Below are 21068 nucleotides of genomic sequence, written 5' to 3'. Positions count from 1 at the left end.
GCTGAACGCGATGTCCAAGCCTGGGCGCTGGGCCGCGATCACCGCGCTCGTGGCGCTGTTCTACCTGATGCCGCTGGGCTGGTTCGCCGACCCGCCGGGCTTCTACAACCCGCTGGTGACGTTCAGCTCCGACTTCGGCACCGTGCTCTTCGACGCCGCGATCTTCGTGTTGCTGGCGATCGGCCTCAACGTGGTCGTCGGTTTCGCGGGCCTGCTGGACCTGGGCTACTTCGGCTTCTTCGCGGTCGGCGCGTACACCATGGCGCTGCTGACCTCGCCGGCCAGCAAGCTGATCACGGACTACCACTGGCTGGAGAGCCCGTGGCCGTGGCTGGCGGCGCTGCCGATGGCCATCGTGGTGACGGCGCTGACCGGTGTGCTGCTGGGCTGGCCGACGCTGCGGCTGCGCGGGGACTACCTGGCCATCGTGACGCTGGGCTTCGCCGAGATGATCCGCGTCATCGCGGTGCAGTCGGAGTGGGTGCTCGGCGGCGACCGGGGCATCTCGGCCATTCCGCACCCGCCGGGCGAGATCGGCGGCGAGCCGATCTTCGGCTTCGTCGACCCGAAGCCGTACTACTGGCTGGTGCTCACGGTCATCGTCCTGGTGGTGTTCGGGGTGCGGAACCTGGCGCGCAGCCGGGTGGGCCGGGCCTGGGTCTCGATCCGTGAGGATGAGGACGCGGCCGAGCTGATGGGCGTGCCGACGTTCAAGTTCAAGCTGTGGGCGTTCGCGATCGGCGCCACCATCGGCGGCCTGTCGGGCGCGCTGTGGGCCAGCAAGGTCAACTTCATGAACTCGACGACGTTCAGCCTGGAGAACTCCATCCTGGTGCTGGCCGCGGTCATCCTTGGTGGCGCGGGCAGCATCCCGGGCGCGATCCTGGGCGGCTTCCTCGTCGCGTACGTGCCGGAGTGGCTGCGCGGGCTCGGCGGCTTCCTCGGCCTGGACATCAACACCACGGAGTACCGGTACCTGATCTTCGGTCTCGTGCTCATCGTCATGATGATCTTCCGGCCGCAGGGCATCTGGCCCAACCGCCGCCGGGAAGCCGAGATCAAGGACCGTCAGAAGGAGGTGGCCGTCGGTGAGTGAGCGCAAGCCTCTCCTGGAGGTCGACAACGTCACGCTCCGCTTCGGCGGCGTGGTGGCGCTGGACAAGGTGGACTTCACCCTCTACGAGGGCGAGATCCTCGGCCTGATCGGCCCGAACGGGGCCGGCAAGACCACCTGCTTCAACGCCATGACCGGCGTCTACCTGCCGACCGACGGCGCCATCCGGTTCCGGGGGCAGCGGATCAGCGGCAAGAAGCGCCACAAGATCACGAAGATGGGCATCGCCCGCACCTTCCAGAACATCCGTCTCTTCCCGGAGATGACGGCGCTGGAGAACGTGCAGGTGGGCGCTGACGCGCACAACCGCGGCAGCGTGCCCAGCGCGATGCTGCGCCTGCCGCGCTTCTGGCAGGAGGAGCGCCGCGGCATCAAGCGTGCCGAGGAGCTGCTGGAGTTCGTGGGCATCAAGGGCCGCACGCACGAGCTGGCCCGCAACCTGCCCTACGGCGACCAGCGCCGCCTGGAGATCGCGCGGGCGCTGGCCACCGACCCGACCCTGCTCTGCCTGGACGAGCCGGCCGCCGGCTTCAACCCGGCGGAGAAGGTGGCGCTGCTCGAGCTGATCCGCAAGATCCGTGACTCGGGCGTGACCGTGCTGCTCATCGAGCACGACATGCGGCTGGTCATGGGCGTGACGGACCGGATCGTCGTGCTCGAGTTCGGCAAGAAGATCGCCGAGGGCACCCCGGCCGAGGTCCGGGACAACCCGAAGGTGGTCGCCGCGTACCTGGGAGTCCCCGATGCTGCTTGAGATCGACAATGTCACGCTGCACTACGGGCGGATCAAGGCGCTGCACGGCATCAGCATCCACGTCAACGAAGGCGAGGTCGTCGCGCTGATCGGCGCGAACGGCGCCGGCAAGTCGACGACGATGCGGGCCATCTCCGGCCTGCGGGCCATCTCGTCGGGCGCGATCCGCTTCCAGGGCGAGGACATCAGCAAGGTCCGCGCGGACCTGCGGGTGGTCAAGGGCATCTGCCAGTCACCGGAGGGCCGGGGCGTGTTCCCCGGTATGACGGTGAAGGAGAACCTGGAGATGGGCGCGTACATGCGCCGCGACGCCGCCGGGATCGCCGAGGACATGGAGCGGGTGTTCACCCTGTTCCCGCGGCTGAAGGAGCGCATCAAGCAGGCGGGCGGCACCCTGTCCGGCGGCGAGCAGCAGATGCTGGCCGTGGGCCGGGCGCTGATGGGCCGGCCGAAGCTGCTGCTGCTCGACGAGCCGTCGATGGGCCTGGCGCCGATGCTGATCCAGCAGATCTTCAACATCATCACGGAGATCAACCAGCAGGGCACCACGGTGCTGGTGGTGGAGCAGAACGCCCAGCAGGCGCTGTCGCGGGCGCACCGGGCGTACGTGCTGGAGACGGGCAACATCGTCAAGGAGGGTTCGGGCGCCGACCTGCTGCACGACCCGGCCGTGAAGGCGGCCTACCTCGGCGTGGCCTGATCCGCGAGGACGACGGCGGCCCGTCGCCACGGCTCTCTGGGAGCCGGGCGGCGGGCCGCCGCGCTGTGGGCGCTCATGGGCCGAACCGACCTGCCCTGAACTCACTTTGCGTTACCGTGAATCATCACACGGTACGCAAAGGGGATGGATGTGCTCAAGAGACTGATTCCGGTCGGAGCGATCGCTCTCGCGCTGGCCGCCGGCGGCTGCGGCGGCGGTGGCGAGCCGTCGGGCACCCCGACCGGCGCCGCCCCGTCCGTCTCGGTCAACCCGACCCTGGCGGCGATGGTCCCGGACGCGATCAAGTCAGACGGCAAGATCCTGGTCGGCACGGACGCGACCTACGCCCCGAACGAGTTCCTCGCCGAGGACGGCAGCACCGTGATCGGCTTCGACATCGACCTGTTCAAGGCCGTGGCGCAGACGCTCGGGCTGCAGGTCGAGGTGCAGCCCGCCACGTTCGGCGACATCATCCCGGGCGTGCAGTCGGGCAAGTACGAGGTCGGCGTCTCCTCGTTCACGGTCAACCCCGAGCGCAAGAAGCAGTCCCAGATGGTGACCTACTTCAACGCGGGCACGCAGTGGGCCGTCAAGGCCGGCAACCCGGCCGGGATCGACCCGAACAACCCGTGCGGCAAGCGCATCGCCGTGCAGCGCGACACCGTCCAGGCCGAGGACATCGCCAAGCGCTCCGAGGCGTGCGTCGCGGCGGGCAAGCCCGCCGTGGTCGTCAGCCCGTACCCGGGCCAGGACCAGGTGGCCAACTCCGTGGTCACCGGCAAGGACGACGCGATGCTCGCCGACTCGCCCATCACCGCGTACGCGGTCAAGCAGTCCAACGGCCAGCTGGAGGTCATCGGCGACGTGTACGACGCCGCGCCCTACGGCTACGTGGTGAACAACGACCAGGCCCAGCTCGCCCAGGCGCTGCAGGCGGCGGTCAACGAGCTGATCCAGAACGGCACCTACGCGAAGATCCTCGAACAGTGGGGCGTGCAGGCCGGCGCCGTGCCCAGCTCGCAGATCAACCCGTAGGCCATGTCCGAGCCGACGCCCTCGGCCACGCCGGAGCCGCGGCAGGCCGACCCGATCAAGGCCATCCCGGTCCGGCACCCGGGACGGTGGGTCGCGATCGCGGTGATCGCGGTGCTCGCCGCGATGTTCGTGCACATGCTCTTCACGAACAAGGCCTTCAACTGGCCGTTCATGTTCGAGAACATGTTCCGGCCGCCGGTCATCAAGGGCTTGTGGGGCACCGTCAGCATCACGGTGCTGGCCATGATCATCGGTGTGCTGCTGGGCATCGTGGTGGCGGTGTGCCGGCTGTCGGAGAACCCGATCCTGCGCGGCGCGTCGTGGGTGTACACCTGGTTCTTCCGGGCCGTGCCGCGCCTGGTCCTGCTGACCGTCATGGGCAACCTGGGGCTGCTGTGGCCGCGCCTGGAGATCGGCGTGCCGTTCGACGTGTACATCGGCAGGCTGTTCGGGGTCGAGGACGCGAACTGGCGCTTCCTCGGCTTCACCACGCGGGACATCCTCAGCGGGTTCGCGGTCGGCGTGCTCGGCCTGGCGCTGTCGGAGGCCGCGTACATGGCCGAGATCGTGCGGGCCGGCATGCTGTCGGTCGACCCCGGCCAGGAGGAGGCCGCCACGGCGCTGGGCATGAGCCGCGGCAAGGCGCTGCGGCGGGTCGTCCTGCCGCAGGCCATGCGCGTGATCATCCCGCCCACCGGCAACGAGACCATCGCGATGCTCAAGGACACCTCGCTGCTGATCGCCGTACCGGTCACCGCCGAGCTGTTCTTCCAGCTCGACGCGATCGGCAAGCGCACCTTCCAGATCTTCCCGATGTACGTCGCCGCGATCCTCTGGTACCTGTTCCTGGTCAGCATCCTGCTGGTGGGGCAGTACTTCCTGGAGCGCCGGTTCGCCCGCGGCTACGGCCGCAGCGGCGCGGCCAAGCTGAAGCTCGAAGGCCTCGCCGCCGAGCACGGAGGAAAGCCGGAACTGCCATGACGCACTCCGCCGAGCCCATGGTCCGCACCGAGAACGTGCACAAGTCCTTCGGGCACGTGCAGGTGCTGCGCGGCATCGACGTCACCGTGCCGCGCGGCAACGTCTGCGTCGTGCTCGGCCCGTCCGGCTCCGGCAAGTCCACCCTCCTGCGCTGCATCAACCACCTGGAGAAGATCGACTCCGGGCGGATCTGGGTCGACGGCAACCTCATCGGATACCGGCAGAAGGGCGACAAGCTCTACGAGCTGCACGACCGGGACGTCGCCGCGCAGCGCCGCGAGATCGGCATGGTCTTCCAGCGCTTCAACCTGTTCCCGCACATGTGCGCCCTGGAGAACGTCGTCGAGGCCCCCACCCAGGTCAAAGGCCAGACCAGGGCGCAGGCCTGGCGCCGCGGCATGGAGCTGCTCTCCCGCGTGGGCCTGGCCGACAAGGCCGGCAACTACCCCTCGCAGCTGTCCGGCGGCCAGCAGCAGCGCGTGGCCATCGCCCGCGCCCTGGCCATGGACCCCAAACTGATGCTCTTCGACGAGCCCACCAGCGCCCTCGACCCCGAACTCGTCGGCGACGTCCTGGACGCCATGAAGGACCTCGCCCGCTCCGGCATGACCATGGTCGTCGTCACCCACGAGATCGGCTTCGCCCGCGAGGTAGGCGACCAGCTCATCTTCATGGACGGCGGCGTCGTAGTCGAATCCGGCCACCCCCGCGAAGTCCTCACCAACCCCCAACACCCCCGCACCCGCGACTTCCTGTCCAAGGTCCTCTGACCCGCGCCCTGCCGGGGTTGATCATGAACTTATGGACGTGTTCGGCGGCGTGTCCCTACCCCGGCACCGTGATCGACGGCGGGCGGCCGGGCCGTTAGGGTGAGCGCATGCCTACCGTCGCGGATCTCGAATTCGGCAACTATCTGCTGGTCACCACGTTCCGCAAGGACGGGCGGGCCGTGCCGACCCCGGTGTGGGCGGTCCGCGACGGCGCCGACATCTACGTGTGGACGGTGACCGACAGCGGCAAGGTCAAGCGCCTGCGCCGCAGCAGCAAGGTCACCATCAGCGACTGCGACGTGCGCGGCAAGGTCACCGGCCCCACCATCCCCGCCCGCGCCAGGCTCCTCGGCCCAGACGAGACCGCCGCAGTCCGCCACCTGCTCATCAAGAAGTACGGCCTCCTCGGCCGCCTCACCCTCTGGGGCAGCCGCATCCGCCGCGGCCTCGACGGCACCATCGGCGTCCGCATCACCGACCCGGCCGCCTGACCGCGGCGCCGTGCGCGCCCCACGCAGGCCGGTGATCACGGCGCCGGGGTAGGGACACGCCGTCGAGCACGCCCATAAGTTCATGATCAACCCCGAAAGGGGCGCGGGGCGGTGCGTGGGGGAGGGCGTCGGGGGTAGGGCATAAGCTCGTCGGGTGACTGAGACGCTGCTGCTGCTTGATGGGCACTCGCTGGCTTATCGGGCGTTCTTCGCGCTGCCGGTGGAGAACTTCAATACCTCGACGGGGCAGCCCACCAATGCGGTGTACGGGTTCACGTCGATGCTGATCAACGTGCTGCGGGATGAGCGGCCGACGCATGTCGCGGTCGCGTTCGACGTGTCGCGGCAGTCGTTCCGGACCGAGCAGTACGCCGAGTACAAGGCGGGCCGGTCGGAGACGCCCAGCGACTTCAAGGGGCAGGTGAGCCTGGTCCAGGAGGTGCTGGACGCGTTGCGCATCTCTCATGTGCAGCTGGCGGGATACGAGGCCGACGACCTGATCGCGACGCTGGCCCGGCAGGGGCGCGAGGCCGGCATGAAGGTGCTGATCTGCACCGGTGACCGGGACGCGCTGCAGCTGGTCACCGACGACGTGACGGTGCTGTATCCGCGCAAGGGCGTGTCCGACCTGGCCCGGATGGATCCGGCGGCGGTGCTGGAGAAGTACGGCGTGCCCCCGGAGCGCTACCGCGACCTGGCCGCGCTGGTCGGCGAGAGCAGCGACAACCTGCCGGGCGTGCCCGGCGTGGGCCCGAAGACCGCGGCCAAGTGGATCACGCAGTACGACGGGCTCGACGGCGTCATCGCCCGGGTCGACGAGATCAAGGGCAAGGCCGGGGAGAGCCTGCGCGAGCACCTGGCCGGGGTGATGCGCAACCACCAGCTCAACCTGCTGCGCGACGACCTGGAGCTGCCGCTGGCGGTGCCCGCTTCGCACTGGACCACCTGGGACCGCGAGGCCGTGCACCAGGTGTTCGACACGCTGCAGTTCCGCGTCCTGCGCGACCGGCTGTACCAGTACCTCGACACGGCCGAGCCGGAGGTCGAGGCCGGCTTCGACATCGACGGCACCGTGCTGACCGAGCCGGGCGCGCTGGCCGCGTGGCTGTCCGAGCAGGCCACCGGCCCGGTCGGAGTCGCCGTGGCGGGCACGTTCGGCCGGGGCACCGGCACGCTGACCGGCCTGGCGCTGGCCGCCGACCACGCCGCGGTATGGGTCGACCCGGCGGCGCTGGACGCGGCCGACGACGCCGCGCTGGCCGCCTGGCTGGCCGACGCGTCGCGGCCCAAGGTGCTGCACGACGCCAAGCCGGTGCTGCTGGCGTTCGCGGCGCGCGGCTGGCAGCTGGCCGGGCTCACCCACGACACCGCGCTGGCGGCGTATCTGGCCCGTCCCGACCAGCGCTCCTACGACCTGGCCGACCTGGCCGTGCGCTACCTGCACCGCGAGCTGCGCGCGGAGAAGCCGGAGGACTCCGGCCAGCTGGCGCTGGACTTCGGCGACGGCACCCCGGACCACGCCGCCGAGCAGGCGCTGATGCTGCGCGCTCGCGCCACGCTGGACCTGGTCGAGGCGCTGGCCGGGGAGCTGTCGCGCGGCGACGGGCAGCGGCTGCTGGCCGACGTGGAGCAGCCGCTGGTGCCGGTGCTGGCCGCGATGGAGCGCACCGGCATCGCCGCCGACACCGACTACCTGACCGAGCTGGAGGCGCAGTTCGCCGGTGAGGTGAAGGCGGCGGCGCAGGCCGCGTACGCGGTGGTGGGCCGGGAGTTCAACCTGGGCTCGCCCAAGCAGCTGCAGGAGATCCTGTTCGGCGAGCTGAACCTGCCCAAGACCAAGAAGATCAAGACGGGGTACACCACCGACGCCGACGCGCTGCAGTGGCTGTTCGCGCAGACCCAGCACCCGCTGCTGGAGCACCTGCTGCGCCACCGCGACGTGGCCAAGCTGAAGACCACGGTGGACGGCCTGCTCAAGTCGGTCAGCGACGACGGGCGCATCCACACCACGTTCTTCCAGACGGTCGCCGCGACGGGCCGGCTGTCCAGCACCGACCCGAACCTGCAGAACGTGCCTATCCGCACCGAGGAGGGCCGGCGCATCCGCCGCGCGTTCGTGGTCGGGCCGGGCTTCGAGTCGCTGCTGACGGCCGACTACAGCCAGATCGAGATGCGCATCATGGCGCACCTGTCGCGCGACGAGGGCCTGATCGAGGCCTTCGCGTCGGGCGAGGACCTGCACACCACGGTCGCGTCGAAGGTGTTCGCCACCGAGGAGGTCAGCGCCGAGCACCGCCGCCGGATCAAGGCGATGTCGTACGGGCTGGCGTACGGCCTGTCGGCGTACGGGCTGTCGCAGCAGCTGGGTATCTCCACCGCGGAGGCGACGGGCCTGATGGAGGACTACTTCGCCCGCTTCGGCGGGGTGCGCGACTACCTGCGCGAGATCGTCGACCAGGCCCGCAAGGACGGCTACACCGCGACGATCCTCGGCCGCCGCCGCTACCTGCCCGACCTGACCAGCGACAACCGGCAGCGCCGGGAGATGGCCGAGCGGATGGCCCTCAACGCCCCCATCCAGGGCTCGGCCGCCGACGTCATCAAGCTGGCCATGCTGAACGTGGACCGGGCGCTGCGCGAGGCGGGCATGGCGTCCCGGATGCTGCTGCAGGTGCACGACGAGCTGGTGTTCGAGGTGGCCACCGGCGAGCGGCAGGCGCTGGAGGAGCTGGTGCGCCGCGAGATGGGCGGCGCGGTCGAGCTGTCGGTGCCGCTGGAGGTCTCGGTCGGCGCCGGCCACGACTGGAACGAGGCCGACCACTGAGCCGCAGGCCGTGAGCGCGCCCCGCACGCGTCACCGATGATCGAAGCCCTCTTCCCGCGCCGGGAAGGGGGCTTCGGTCATGAGGGGCGGGACAGCTCCGCGACCGCGCGGTCGATGATCTCGTCCGGGGTGAGGGTGATCGGCACGACGATGGCGTTCTCGGCGGCGCCGGGCGGCTGCAGGTCGGCCAGCTGCGAGTCGAGCAGGCGCGGGTTGAAGAAGTGGCCGGGGCGGTGCGACAGCCGGGACGCCAGCAGCTCCCGCGAGCCGTCCAGGTAGACGATGCGCAGGCCGGGCGCGGCTTCGCGCAGCACGTCGCGGTAGGACCGCTTCAGCGCCGAGCAGGCCAGCACCGCGTCCACGCCCGCGTCCTGCTGCCGGCCCAGCCAGTCGGCACAGCGGCGCAGCCACGGCTCGCGGTCCTCGTCGGTCAGCGGGATGCCGGCCGACATCTTCATGATGTTGGCCTGGGGGTGCAGGTCGTCGCCGTCGGCGAAAACCGCGCCGAGGCCTTTGGCGATCTGGGTGCCGACCGTGGTCTTGCCGCTGCCGGAGGCTCCCATGACGAGGACGGAGGTGCTCACGCCGTGACACTACCCACCCGCGCCGTGCACCACTCTTCCCGCCACACCCGCCGCCTCCGCCCCACCCTCCCGTCGATCATGAAGTTAGGGCGGTGACACGCCGTCGAACACGGCCATAAGTTCATGATCGACGGGAAAGAGGGGGCCGGGCCGGGTGGGTGGGCCGGCCCCCGGGGTGGTGGGTCAGAGGGCGCGTTTGTTGAGGAGGCGGTTGGGGGTGCCGGAGAGGGAGCCGGTGACGACGCCGGTGGTGGCGTTGTTGATGATCCAGGCGTGCAGGGTGGCCTGGCTGGTGTCGCCGTAGGTGGCCTTGTAGAGGACCGCGATGCCGGCGGCGTGCGGGGTGGACATCGAGGTGCCGTTGTAGCTGCCGGTGGTGTTGCCGGGCAGGGTGGACACGATGGCCGAGCCGGGGCCGTAGATGTCGACGCAGGTGCCGATGGAGGAGTAGCTGGCCCGCGCGTCGGTCCGGGTCGTCGCGGCGACGACGAGCGAGGCGGTGAGGTTGCGCGGCAGCCGGTCGCAGGAGTTGCCGCCGGTGTTGCCCGCCGAGGTGGCCAGGAAGACGCCGCTGTTCATCATGTTGGTCAGCGCGGTCGCCAGGGTGGAGCTGTAGGTCATGTTCCACGACGTGTTCGCCACGGCGGGCTTGACGTGGTTGTTGGTGACCCAGTTGACGGCCGCGACGGCGCTGGAGGTGGTGCCGCTGCCGGAGCAGTTGAGCCACTTCACGCCGTGCAGCGTGGCGCCCTTGGCGACGCCGTACGAGGTGGACCCGATGGTGCCCGCGACGTGCGTGCCGTGGCCGTTGCAGTCGGTGTTGTTGCTGTCGATCGAGTTGTAGTTGAACTGCGCGCGGTTGCCGAAGTTCGGGTGGGACGCGTCCACGCCCGAGTCGATGATGTACGCGTGCACGCCCGCGCCGGTCGCGGTGTAGGTGTAGCTCGCCGACAGCGGCAGCGCGCTCTGGTCGATGCGGTCGATGCCCCAGGACGGCGGGTTGTTCTGGGTGGTGTCGAGCACGCCGTGGTGCCACGCGTCGCGCTCGATGGACTGCACGTCGGCGCTGTGCTGCAGCTCGCCGACCTGCTTGGCGGTCAGGTTCGCGGCGAACCCGTTGAGCGCCCGGCCGAGGTCGAGCCGGGACGTGGCCTTGAGCGCGCGCAGCGCCACCTGGGGGTCCGCGCCGGGGCGGAAGGTGACCAGGTAGGCGCCGGGGATCACGGTGCTGGTGCCGTCGGCGGCGGGCGCCGTGATCGGCACCGGGACGGCGCGGTAGGGCGCGCCCGCGGCGAGCGCGGGGGACGGCAGGGCCACGGCGGTGGCCAGGGTGGTGGCGGCGATCGCGCCGAAGGTGAGCAGGCGGGCACGCCAGGGCCGTGAGGGTGACACGTCTTCCTCCCCATAACCAGGTGCCGCCCTGTTTGGGCGGCAACTGGCTCGGAGAGTACATAGACAGTGTTACAAGAATCAATGGATGTGGGCAAAAGAAAGGTGCCGCGCCGGCCGGCGCGGCACCTCCGAAGCGGAGCGAGCGTCAGGGCTTGGGGCCCTCACCCTCCTCGTACGTGCGGGCGTGGACGGCGTCGTACTTGACGCCGGGCCGCTCGCGGCTGTGGTGGTAGCTGTAGACGAAGTAGATGACGAAGCCGAGCAGCATCCAGATCACGAACCGGACCCAGGTGTCCACCGGCAGGTTGAGCATCAGGTACAGGCTGGCCAGGGCGGCGAGGATCGGGATCACCGGCACCCACGGCACCCGGAACGGGCGGTGCAGGTCGGGCCGGGTCTTGCGCAGCACGATCACGCCGATCGCCACCACGAAGAAGGCGAACAGGGTGCCGATGCTGACCAGCTCGGACAGCTTCTCCAGCGAGATGAACGCGGCCAGCAGCGCGACCACCACACCGGTGCCGATGGTGATCAGGTACGGCGTGCCGTGGCGCGGGTGCACCTTGGCCATGCCGACCGGCAGCAGGCCGTCGCGGGACATCGCGAACAGCACGCGGACCTGGCCGAGCAGCAGCACCAGCACCACGGTGGTGATGCCGCAGATCGCGCCGAGCGAGATGAGCTTGGCCACCCACGGCTGGCCCACCACGTCGAAGGCGTGTGCCAGCGGCGCGTCCACGGCCAGCTGCGTGTAGTTGACCATGCCGGTGATCACGAGGGAGACCAGCACGTACAGCAGGGTGCAGATCAGCAGCGAGCCGATGATGCCCCGCGGCATGTCCCGCTGCGGGTTGCGCACCTCCTCGGCGGTGGTCGCCACGATGTCGAACCCGATGTAGGCGAAGAAGACGATCGCGGCCGCGGCCAGGATGCCGGGGATGCCGAAGTGCACGGGTTCGATGCCGAGCAGCAGCTGCGAGAGCGGGGTGTGCCAGACGCTCGCCCCCGTCTCCGCGGCCGGCTGGGTCGGCGGGATGAACGGCTTGTAGTTGGCGAACTTGATGAAGAACGCGCCCACGACGATCACCAGCAGCACCACGGCCACCTTGATGGCGACCAGCACGCCGGACACCCGGCTGGACAGCTTGGTGCCGATCACGCCCAGGGTGGTGACGGCCGCGACGATGAGGATCGCGCCGAAGTCGGGGATCGCCTTCTCGCCCGCCATCCAGGTGGGCAGGCTGAGCAGGTTCTGCAGGTACGCCGACCAGCCGCGGGCGACCACCGCCGCGCCGAGGCCCAACTCGAGCACCAGGTCCCAGCCGATGATCCAGGCGACGAGTTCGCCCATGGTCGCGTATGAGTACGTGTAGGCCGAACCCGCGACCGGCACGGTCGAGGCGAGCTCCGCGTAGCAGAGCGCCGCCAGGGCGCAGACCACACCGGCCACCACGAACGAGATCACGATCGCCGGGCCGGCGTTGACCGCGGCCTGGCGGCCGGTCAGCACGAAGATGCCGGTGCCGATGATCACGGCGACGCCGAAGATGATCAGGTCGAGTGTGGTCAGGTTCTTCTTGAGTCTGTGTTCCGGCTCGATGGTCTCGGCCATCTCGGCTTCGACACGCTTTGTCCGGAATATCCCAGTCGCCACGCCCTGATCATGCGCCCGCCGCCCCACCCCGCGCGCCCTTTCGCCGAAACTGCAATTGCACGCAAGGAAGGGCACCTTCTTATCGCTATACGTAGCAGAAGGTGCCCTTCTTGACGCGGGCCGCGGTCAGCGCGGGGCGGCGGCCTTCTCCGACACGAAGACGGCGGTGCCGGGGAACAGGCGGCCGCGCAGCGGGGACCACTGGCCCCAGATCTGCTCGTGGCCCTCGGGCCACTCCGGCTCGATCAGGTCGACCAGGGTGAAGCCGGCGCCGACCAGCTCCCGCAGCCGGTCGCCCATGGTCCGGTGGTGCTCGACGTACGTGGCCGCGCCCGTCTCGTCGTACTCCACGTACGGGCGGCGGTCGAAGTACGAGTGCACCGCGCGCAGCCCGCCCTCGGTCGGGTCGTCCAGGAAGATCCAGCGCATCGGGTGGGTGACCGAGAACACCCACCGGCCGCCGGGCTTGAGCACCCGGTGCACCTCGCGCATGACCAGCGCCGAATCGTCCACGAACGGCACCGCCCCGAACGCGGTGCAGGCGATGTCGAACGCCCCGTCGGCGAACGGCAGCGCGGCGGCGTCGGCCTGCACCAGCGGCACCTCGATGCCGGTGGCCTTCGCCGCGTCGCGGGCGTGGCGCAGCATGCCCGCCGACAGGTCCATCGCCACCACGTGCGCGCCCTGCCCGGCCAGCCAGCGGGCCGAGGCGGCGGCGCCGCAGCCCAGCTCCAGCACGCGGCGGCCGGCCACGTCGCCGAGCAGTTTCGCGTCGGCCTCGCGCAGGCCCTCCGGGCACCAGACGAAGTCGGCCTCGCCCAGGAAGTCGCCGTGCTCGGCCTGGTAGTTGTCGGCGTCGGCGTCCCACCAGCCGCGCGAGGCGTGCCGGTTCTCGGCGGCGGTGACCACGCGGCGGGTCACTCCGGGACCGGTGTCGGCGTACCCTTCAACGTCGTCGAGGACGTCGAACTCGTCGTCACCGGCAGACTCGATCTCCACCGGATCAGCGTACGAGCCCCGCTCGGGGGACCCTCGGCCGGGTGTGACGCAGCAGACATTCTGCCCAGAATCCCCATGGATTCCCGCGAATCAGGAAGAGGGGAGCGTCACGGGAGGGGTGGGGTTGCGTCGTGTGGTAATGGGCACGGTAAGCTGTTCGATGCACTCGCACGTCCGCGGTTCTCGGCATGGAGCAGACCCGCTAGCGCGACGGAAATCAAGCGGAGCGTAGGCGAGCGGGAGCGGCAGTGGAACACCCACTGGGTCACACTGAACATCCATCCGACGGAGCAACAGTCCACATGACGAGCAGCATCGAGGCCACCTCGAGCGCCAACAGGGTCACCATCGACGATCTCGGCTCTGAGGAGGCTTTCCTCGCCGCGATCGACGAGACCATCAAGTACTTCAACGACGGCGACATTGTCGAAGGCACCGTCGTCAAGGTCGACCGGGACGAGGTCCTGCTCGACATCGGCTACAAGACCGAGGGCGTCATCCCCTCGCGCGAGTTGTCGATCAAGCACGATGTGGACCCTGCTGAGGTCGTCTCCGTCGGTGATCACATCGAGGCCCTTGTCCTCCAGAAGGAGGACAAGGAGGGTCGTCTGATCCTGTCCAAGAAGCGCGCTCAGTACGAGCGTGCCTGGGGCACCATCGAGAAGATCAAGGAAGACGACGGCGTCGTTCGTGGCTCCGTCATCGAGGTGGTCAAGGGTGGCCTCATCCTCGACATCGGCCTGCGGGGCTTCCTGCCGGCCTCGCTCGTCGAGATGCGCCGCGTCCGCGACCTGCAGCCGTACGTCGGCCGCGAGCTCGAGGCGAAGATCATCGAGCTGGACAAGAACCGCAACAACGTGGTGCTGTCCCGCCGGGCCTACCTCGAGCAGACCCAGTCCGAGGTGCGCACCGAGTTCCTGAACAAGCTCCAGAAGGGCCAGGTCCGCAAGGGCGTCGTGTCCTCGATCGTCAACTTCGGCGCCTTCGTGGACCTGGGCGGCGTGGACGGCCTGGTGCACGTGTCGGAGCTGTCCTGGAAGCACATCGACCACCCGTCCGAGGTCGTCGAGGTCGGCACCGAGGTCGAGGTCGAGGTTCTCGACGTGGACCTGGACCGCGAGCGCGTCTCCCTGTCGCTCAAGGCGACCCAGGAGGACCCGTGGCGTCAGTTCGCCCGCACCCACGCGATCACGCAGATCGTGCCGGGTAAGGTCACCAAGCTGGTTCCGTTCGGTGCGTTCGTGCGCGTCGAGGACGGCATCGAGGGCCTGGTGCACATCTCCGAGCTGGCCGAGCGCCACGTGGAGATCCCGGAGCAGGTCGTGCAGGTCGGCTCGGACGTCATGGTCAAGGTCATCGACATCGACCTGGAGCGCCGCCGCATCTCGCTGTCGCTGAAGCAGGCCAACGAGGGCTTCGTCGAGGGCGAGGAGCACTTCGACCCGACCCTCTACGGCATGGCCGCGACGTACGACAACGAGGGCAACTACATCTACCCCGAGGGCTTCGACCCGGAGACGGGCGAGTGGCTCGAGGGCTACGAGAAGCAGCGCGAGCAGTGGGAGCAGCAGTACGCTGACGCCCGTGCCCGCTGGGAGGCGCACACCAAGCAGGTGCAGACCTCGCGCGCGGCCGACGCGGCCGCCGCGTCGGAGGTTCCGTCCGGCAACGTGTCGACCTCGACCCCGGCCCCGGCCAAGGCGGCGGAGGAGCCCAGCGGCACCCTCGCCACCGACGAGGCCCTGGCCGCGCTTCGCGAGAAGCTGGCCGGCGGCAAGGCCTGAGGCATCGACCTCGACTGAGCCGAAGGACGGCCCCCGACTCTCCGGAGTCGGGGGCCGTCCCTTTTCGCGTACGCCGAAGATCGTCGGACTTGCCTGGCACCTGGGCGTATCTTGACCGCGCATTCGCCCAGTTGCCAGGCAAGTCGGGTGATCTAGGGCGGGCTCGGGCGGCACGGGCCGCACGTGGGAGCATGGGCGCGTGCGATGGGTGGGGTTGACCGGCGGGATCGGGTCGGGGAAGAGCGCGGTGGCGGCGCGGCTGGCGGAGCTGGGCGCGGTGGTGATCGACTCCGACCGCCTGGCCCGCGAGGTCGTCGCGCCGGGCACGGACGGGCTGGCCGAGGTGGTGGCCCGGTTCGGGCCCGAGGTGCTGGGGCCGGACGGGGCGCTGGACCGGCCCGCGCTGGGGAAGCTGGTCTTCGGCGACGACGCCGCCCGGCGGGACCTGGAGGCGATCATCCACCCGCGGGTACGGGCCCGTGCGGCCGAGCTGGCCGCCGCCGCGCCGGCGGACGCCGTCATCGTCAACGATGTGCCGCTGCTGGTCGAGGCGGACCTGGCGGGCCAGTACGAGCTGGTCATCGTGGTGTTCGCGGACGAGGCGACGCGGGTGGCGAGGCTGGTGCGCGACCGCGGCATGGCCGACGCCGACGCCCGCGCCCGGATCGCCGCCCAGGCCACCGACGAGCAGCGCCGCGCCGTCGCCGACGTGTCCATCGTCAACGAGGGCACCCTGGAGCAGCTCCACGCCCAGGTCGACGACGTCTGGCACACCCGCCTGCACCCCTGACCGGGACCCACCCTCCGGCGCGGCGATCTTGCGCGAACTGTGGGTGCGACACGCCCTGAACGGGCAAATCACTAACAGTTCGCGCAAGATCGGCGGCGGGAGCGGCGTGCCGGCAACCCGGGGTTACTTGACCTTCGTGGGGAGCGTTGGGGGGCGCTTGTCGAAGGTGAGGTCGAGCTGGGCGAAGCCGCCGGTGGCGGTGCGCAGCTCCAGGCGCTTGAGGACGCCGGAGTTGTCGACCCAGTAGCGCATCCGGGCCAGGCCCGCCGGCACGTTCGCCTCGACGGCGGTGGGCAGCTCGAACACCCCGACCGGCTTGCCGTCCAGCAGGTCCACCCGCAGGCGGCGGCCGTGCTTGCGGATGTGCTCGGCGTCGTCGGGCACGCCGGCGGCCAGCGACAGCGCCTCGTACATGAGGTAGTCCAGGTCGGTGATCTCGCCGGAGGCGCTCAGCTCGACCCAGCCGGCCTGCTCCCACTTGCCCGTGGGCGCGGGCAGCGGCGGCTTCTCCGGCACGCGCTTGCCGGTCTTGCGTACGGCCACGCCGGTGCGGTCGGCGTGCATGAGCACGTCGTAGCTCTCGTCGTCGACGTCCCGGACGGCAAGGTAGGCCAGCCGGCGCGGCCAGTCCAGCCAGCCCTTCGCGGTGCGCAGCGCGCCGGGCATGACCGGCATGGTGACGGTGATCTCGCCGCCGCGCGCCTTCAGGTTGCGCTGGCGCAGCTGGGCCAGCACCTTCGCCTCGGCCTTGGTGATCTCCGAGGGCGCGTTGTCGCGGCCGCCGATCGCGGCCGTGCGCACGAACTCGTGCCGCTGCCCGCGCTGCAGGTCGATCGTGGTGGGCAGGCCGCTGCCGAGCACGGTCTCCAGGCGCACCAGGGCGCCGCCGCCGTTCAGCCAATAGCCGACGGCGCCGCCGTTGGCCTCCAGCGACTTCGGGTCCGGGGACGGCTGGGGGCTGGTGCTCGCCGCGGCGGGCGCCGCCGTCCCGGTGGGGTCCGCCGTCCCGGTGGCGGCGGCGTCGCCGGTGGGGGCGATGGTGGCCTCGGTACGCGGCGCGGTGGCCGCCGACGCCGACCCGCCCGCCGAGGCGCTCGGCTCGGCCGACGTGTCCGGCGCGGCGCTGCCGGACGCCGGAGCGGCTGCCGACGGGGCGGCGGACGAGGGTGCCGGGCTGGGTGCGGCCTGCGGGGGCAGCGCCGGGCCGAGCAGCACGTCCACCGGGGCGCCGTCGAAGGTGTCCTTGCGTACCCACTGGTTGCGCAGCTCGCCGAGCGGCCCGGCGGGGTCCGCCTCCTTGCGGGCGAGCAGGAACAGGAACGTGACCAGATTGTCCAGCGGCCGCTGCTCGTCGTCGTCGAGCCGGATGGGGCGCACCCGCCAGCCGTCGGCGGGCGGGGTCAGCGGCGGCTTGCCCGCGGGCACGGCCTGGGGGTCCGCCGACGCGCCGGGCGCGGCGGAGCGGCGGGCGGACTCGGGTGCGGGCGCCGCGTCGGGCAGCGCGCCGGGCCGGATCGCGATCACCCCGGGGAACGACTGGACCAGGCCCTTATTCGTGGCGCCGTCGGACACCGACAGGTAGACGAGCTGGCGCTGCCAGTCGACCCAGCCGTCGACGGTGGTCTGCCGGTTCTCGGGGCCGACGGTGCCGTGCACTCCGACCCGGCCGTCGGCGAAGTTGCGGGCGCGCATGCCGGCCAGCCGGTCGAGCTCGGCCTTGGTCAGCGGCCGGGAGCCCTCCTGCGGGGCCTTCCTGCCCGCCGAGCAGGAGGCGAGACCGCCGGTCAGCGTCGCGGTGAGGCCCAGCAGCAGCCCGCCCGCGGCGAGCAGGCGGAGGATCCGGCGGCGTGCGTTGGTCGAGGTTCCCACGGGAGGTGCAACGGGGCGAACGGGGTGAGGTGACGTGCCGAACCGGTCACAAAAGCAGACAGGCCCCGGGGCTGCCCGGATACGTCAAGACCGCCCGCGGCGGCCGGTCGGCGCACACATGGTGCGCGACCGCAGCGGTGCGCTCATCGATCCTGCGGTGGGGCGGATCGAGGCTGCTACCGGTGCGCCAGGGGTGGTAACCGGCCGGTGTGGAGGTCCGGTCTCCCCGGTACGGCCGCCGCGAACGGCCTACCACATGACGGTAACGCGGTGATTGATGACACACAATCGCAATATTGGAGCCGGTCACTCACCTACCGTCACACTGGCACCGCAGCCTGCATGCCCGTCCGCGCGGTTGTCACACTCCGAGCGTAGGTTGGGGCACATGACGGAGCTTGCCGAGATTCCGCGCCTGGACGGGACGTTCCAGGTCATCAGCGACTACGTGCCGGGTGGTGACCAGCCGACCGCCATCGAGGACCTGGCCCGCCGGGTGCGCCGGGGCGACCGGCACTCGGTGCTGCTGGGCGCGACGGGCACGGGCAAGTCGGCGACCACGGCGTGGCTGATCGAGAAGCTGCAGCGCCCCGCGCTGGTCATGGCCCCGAACAAGACCCTGGCCGCACAGCTGGCCAAGGAGTTCCGCGAGCTGATGCCCAACAACGCGGTGGAGTACTTCGTCAGCTACTACGACTATTACCAGCCCGAGGCGTACATCCCGCAGACGGACACGTACATCGAGAAGGACTCCTCGATCAACGAGGAGGTGGAGCGGCTGCGCCACTCGGCGACCATGTCGCTGCTGACCCGCCGGGACGTCATCGTGGTCGCGACGGTCTCCGCGATCTACGGTCTCGGCACCCCGCAGGAGTATCTGGAGCGCGCGGTCAAGGTCAAGGTCGGTGAGGAGATCGACCGCGACAAGCTGCTGCGCCGCCTGGTGGACATCCAGTACGCGCGCAACGACATGGCGTTCAACCGGGGCACGTTCCGGGTGCGCGGCGACACGCTGGAGATCATCCCGGCGTACGAGGAGCTGGCGCTGCGCATCGAGTTCTTCGGCGACGAGATCGAGCGGCTGTCCTACCTGCACCCGCTCACCGGCGACGTGGTCAGGGACGTCGACCAGCTGCTGATCTTCCCGGCCACGCACTACGCCGCCGGGCCGGAGCGGATGGAGCGGGCGATCGCCGGCATCGAGGCCGAGCTGGAGGAGCGGCTGGCTGAGCTGGACCGGCAGGGCAAGCTGCTGGAGGCGCAGCGGCTGCGCATGCGCACCACGTACGACCTGGAGATGATGCGCCAGGTGGGCTTCTGCAACGGCATCGAGAACTACTCGCGCCACATCGACGGCCGCGAGCAGGGCAGCCCGCCGCACGCGCTGCTGGACTACTTCCCCGACGACTTCATCACCGTCATCGACGAGTCGCACGTGACCATCCCGCAGATCGGCGGCATGTACGAGGGCGACGCCTCGCGCAAGCGGGTGCTGGTCGAGCACGGGTTCCGGCTGCCCAGCGCGCAGGACAACCGGCCGCTGCGCTTCGACGAGTTCCTGGAGCGGGTCGGGCAGATGGTGTTCCTGTCGGCCACCCCGGGGCCGTGGGAGCTGCAGCAGGCGCAGGGCGAGTTCGTGGAGCAGGTGATCCGCCCGACCGGCCTGGTCGATCCGCAGGTGGTGGTGAAGCCGACCAAGGGCCAGATCGACGACCTGATGCACGAGATCCGGCTGCGCACCGAGCGCGACGAGCGGGTCCTGGTCACCACGCTGACCAAGAAGATGGCCGAAGACCTCACCGACTACCTGCTGGAGAACGGCATCCGAGTGCGCTACCTGCACTCCGAGGTGGACACGCTGCGCCGGGTCGAGCTGCTCAAGGAGCTGCGCATCGGCGAGTTCGACGTGCTGGTCGGCATCAACCTGCTGCGCGAGGGCCTGGACCTGCCCGAGGTGTCGCTGGTGGCGATCCTCGACGCGGACAAGGAGGGTTTCCTGCGCAGCGGCACCTCGCTGATCCAGACCATCGGCCGGGCCGCCCGTAACGTGTCCGGCGAGGTCCACATGTACGCCGACAAGATCACCCCGTCGATGGCGGCGGCGATCGAGGAGACCGACCGGCGCCGCGCCAAGCAGGTGGCGTACAACGAGGCCAACGGGGTGGACCCGCAGCCGCTGCGCAAGAAGATCCACGACATCCTGGACGACATCTACCGCGAGGCCGAGGACACCGACACCGCGCTGGCCGGGCACGGGCCCGGCGGGCACATCATCGGCGGGTCGGGCCGGCAGATGTCGCGCGGCAAGGCGCCGGTGCCCGGCACGCGCTCGAAGTCGCGTACCACCTCGGAGAAGCGCGGCGCGGTGGTGGCCGCCACCGAGGGCATGGCCCGGGTGGAGCTGACCAAGCTGATCGGCGATCTCAACGAGCAGATGCTCGGCGCCGCGGCCGAGCTGCAGTTCGAGCTCGCCGCCCGCATCCGCGACGAGATCGCCGAGCTCAAGAAGGAGCTGCGGCAGATGGACGCCGCCGCCTGACGGCTGATACGAGATCGAGGCTCCGTTCACGAAGTTCGGGAACGGAGCCTCGATCTTGCGGCGGGCCGGGGAGGGTGTCCGCCGCAGGTCACTTCGGGTCGAGCTGGTCGGGGTAGGTGGGGCGGCCGGTGACCGCGTCACGGATCTTGTCCGCCACGCCGACGATCGGGTCCACCAGCTTGTTCCACGGCGGGGTGTTCGGGGTCTTCGGGTGCGGCCGGGTGCCGGCCGACTCCTCGGCGATCGCGGCCCGGTTGCCCAGGCGGATCAGCTCGTCGTCGTTGGCGAGCTCCTTCAGCCGACCGTGGATCTTGCGGTTGGCGGTGTGCGTGTGGCGGCGCAGGTGGGCGTCGACTTCCAGGGCGAGGCGCTGGAAGCCGTCGTCCTCGGCCGGCGTGACCGACAGGGTCTGCAGCACCTGCAGGATCGCGCCGTCCTCGGCGAGCTCCCGGTTGGCCAGGTCGTCGCCGTCGGGGAACAGCTCACGGACCGCGGGCAGCAGGTACTGCTCCTCGGCCGCGAGGTGCCGGCTGACGACGGCGGTCACCACCTCGGCGACCTGGCGCCGCCGGGACGGCGAGGCCGTCGCCGCTTCGGTCGCCAGCTCCGCCGAGAGTCGGGTGATCTGCCGGTGCTCGTCTGCCAGCATGTCGACGATGCTCTGGCCGGCGGGGGTGTACGCGGCCTCGGCCTCTGGGGACAGAGGCGGAAGCGGTGGCAGGTCAACGCTCATGGCCCGGCTCTACCCGGGTGCGCCGGGAGGCAAACCTGGGGCCGTTTGACGGGCG

16 protein-coding genes and 1 pseudogene are annotated in these 21068 nt (G+C 70.3%); 11 read left to right on the top strand and 6 right to left on the bottom strand.

Annotated features, from left to right (window positions below; all coding sequences use genetic code 11):
- Nucleotides 1–10: 10 nt before the first annotated feature.
- The 8 genes from CS0771_RS36035 to polA all read left to right on the top strand — a co-directional run bounded on the left by CS0771_RS36035 (nucleotide 11) and on the right by polA (nucleotide 8669).
- The gene (locus CS0771_RS36035; protein ID WP_244871447.1) at nucleotides 11–1096 is read left to right on the top strand and encodes a branched-chain amino acid ABC transporter permease; all 1086 of its coding nucleotides are present in this window, start codon (nucleotides 11–13) and stop codon (nucleotides 1094–1096) included.
- A complete protein-coding gene (locus CS0771_RS36030; RefSeq protein ID WP_212845142.1) occupies nucleotides 1089–1868 on the top strand; it encodes an ABC transporter ATP-binding protein in 780 nt (259 codons plus the stop codon). The genes CS0771_RS36035 and CS0771_RS36030 overlap by 8 nt, the downstream gene beginning before the upstream one ends.
- Complete coding sequence (locus CS0771_RS36025; RefSeq protein WP_212845141.1) at nucleotides 1858–2568, top strand: ABC transporter ATP-binding protein; 711 nt, start codon at nucleotides 1858–1860, stop codon at nucleotides 2566–2568. The genes CS0771_RS36030 and CS0771_RS36025 overlap by 11 nt, the downstream gene beginning before the upstream one ends.
- A gap of 144 nt (nucleotides 2569–2712) precedes the next feature.
- Nucleotides 2713–3603 carry an ABC transporter substrate-binding protein gene (locus tag CS0771_RS36020; RefSeq protein WP_212845140.1) on the top strand — a complete coding sequence of 297 codons (891 nt, stop codon included), beginning with the start codon at nucleotides 2713–2715 and terminating at the stop codon, nucleotides 3601–3603.
- A 3-nt stretch (nucleotides 3604–3606) separates the two neighbouring features.
- Nucleotides 3607–4584: an amino acid ABC transporter permease gene (locus CS0771_RS36015; protein WP_212845139.1), complete on the top strand. Its 978-nt coding sequence runs from the start codon at nucleotides 3607–3609 to the stop codon at nucleotides 4582–4584.
- Nucleotides 4581–5354 (top strand): amino acid ABC transporter ATP-binding protein, encoded by a 774-nt coding sequence (locus CS0771_RS36010; protein WP_305835629.1) that lies wholly within the window; start codon nucleotides 4581–4583, stop codon nucleotides 5352–5354. Before CS0771_RS36015 ends, CS0771_RS36010 begins: the two co-directional genes overlap by 4 nt.
- Before the next feature lie 107 nt (nucleotides 5355–5461).
- Nucleotides 5462–5845, top strand: a complete 384-nt coding sequence (locus tag CS0771_RS36005; protein WP_212845138.1) for a PPOX class F420-dependent oxidoreductase — start codon at nucleotides 5462–5464, stop codon at nucleotides 5843–5845.
- 154 nt (nucleotides 5846–5999) lie between these two features.
- Entirely contained in the window at nucleotides 6000–8669 is a 2670-nt protein-coding gene (gene polA, locus CS0771_RS36000) for a DNA polymerase I (protein WP_212845137.1), read from the top strand.
- 77 nt (nucleotides 8670–8746) lie between these two features.
- Here polA and CS0771_RS35995 read toward each other — a convergent pair whose 3' ends face one another.
- The 4 genes from CS0771_RS35995 to CS0771_RS35980 all read right to left on the bottom strand — a co-directional run bounded on the left by CS0771_RS35995 (nucleotide 8747) and on the right by CS0771_RS35980 (nucleotide 13220).
- Nucleotides 8747–9253, bottom strand: coding sequence for a gluconokinase (locus CS0771_RS35995; protein WP_244871238.1), 507 nt, complete (start codon nucleotides 9251–9253; stop codon nucleotides 8747–8749).
- 183 nt (nucleotides 9254–9436) lie between these two features.
- Nucleotides 9437–10615 (bottom strand): S8 family serine peptidase, encoded by a 1179-nt coding sequence (locus tag CS0771_RS35990; RefSeq protein ID WP_371821605.1) that lies wholly within the window; start codon nucleotides 10613–10615, stop codon nucleotides 9437–9439.
- 175 nt (nucleotides 10616–10790) lie between these two features.
- Nucleotides 10791–12257, bottom strand: a complete 1467-nt coding sequence (locus tag CS0771_RS35985) for an amino acid permease (protein ID WP_244871237.1) — start codon at nucleotides 12255–12257, stop codon at nucleotides 10791–10793.
- A 168-nt stretch (nucleotides 12258–12425) separates the two neighbouring features.
- The gene (locus CS0771_RS35980) at nucleotides 12426–13220 is read right to left on the bottom strand and encodes a class I SAM-dependent methyltransferase (protein WP_212846238.1); all 795 of its coding nucleotides are present in this window, start codon (nucleotides 13218–13220) and stop codon (nucleotides 12426–12428) included.
- A gap of 380 nt (nucleotides 13221–13600) precedes the next feature.
- Between CS0771_RS35980 and rpsA the strand changes: the two genes are divergently transcribed.
- Both rpsA and coaE read left to right on the top strand, forming a co-directional pair.
- The gene (rpsA, locus tag CS0771_RS35975) at nucleotides 13601–15082 is read left to right on the top strand and encodes a 30S ribosomal protein S1 (RefSeq protein WP_203741207.1); all 1482 of its coding nucleotides are present in this window, start codon (nucleotides 13601–13603) and stop codon (nucleotides 15080–15082) included.
- A gap of 199 nt (nucleotides 15083–15281) precedes the next feature.
- Nucleotides 15282–15869: pseudogene (coaE, locus tag CS0771_RS35970) on the top strand (dephospho-CoA kinase); the annotation flags it as partial.
- Between the two features lie 126 nt (nucleotides 15870–15995).
- Here coaE and CS0771_RS35965 read toward each other — a convergent pair.
- A complete protein-coding gene (locus CS0771_RS35965; protein ID WP_212845133.1) occupies nucleotides 15996–17741 on the bottom strand; it encodes a hypothetical protein in 1746 nt (581 codons plus the stop codon).
- A gap of 388 nt (nucleotides 17742–18129) precedes the next feature.
- On the opposite strand from CS0771_RS35965, the gene uvrB reads away from it, so the two are divergent.
- A complete protein-coding gene (gene uvrB, locus CS0771_RS35960) occupies nucleotides 18130–20280 on the top strand; it encodes an excinuclease ABC subunit UvrB (RefSeq protein ID WP_212845132.1) in 2151 nt (716 codons plus the stop codon).
- Nucleotides 20281–20368: 88 nt separating this feature from the next.
- Here uvrB and CS0771_RS35955 read toward each other — a convergent pair whose 3' ends face one another.
- Complete coding sequence (locus CS0771_RS35955) at nucleotides 20369–20929, bottom strand: hemerythrin domain-containing protein (protein WP_244871236.1); 561 nt, start codon at nucleotides 20927–20929, stop codon at nucleotides 20369–20371.
- Nucleotides 20930–21068: the final 139 nt, after the last annotated feature.

Source organism: Catellatospora sp. IY07-71 (assembly GCF_018326265.1).
In the GTDB taxonomy this organism is placed as follows: domain Bacteria; phylum Actinomycetota; class Actinomycetes; order Mycobacteriales; family Micromonosporaceae; genus Catellatospora.
This window is presented reverse-complemented; position numbering and strand designations above follow the sequence as displayed.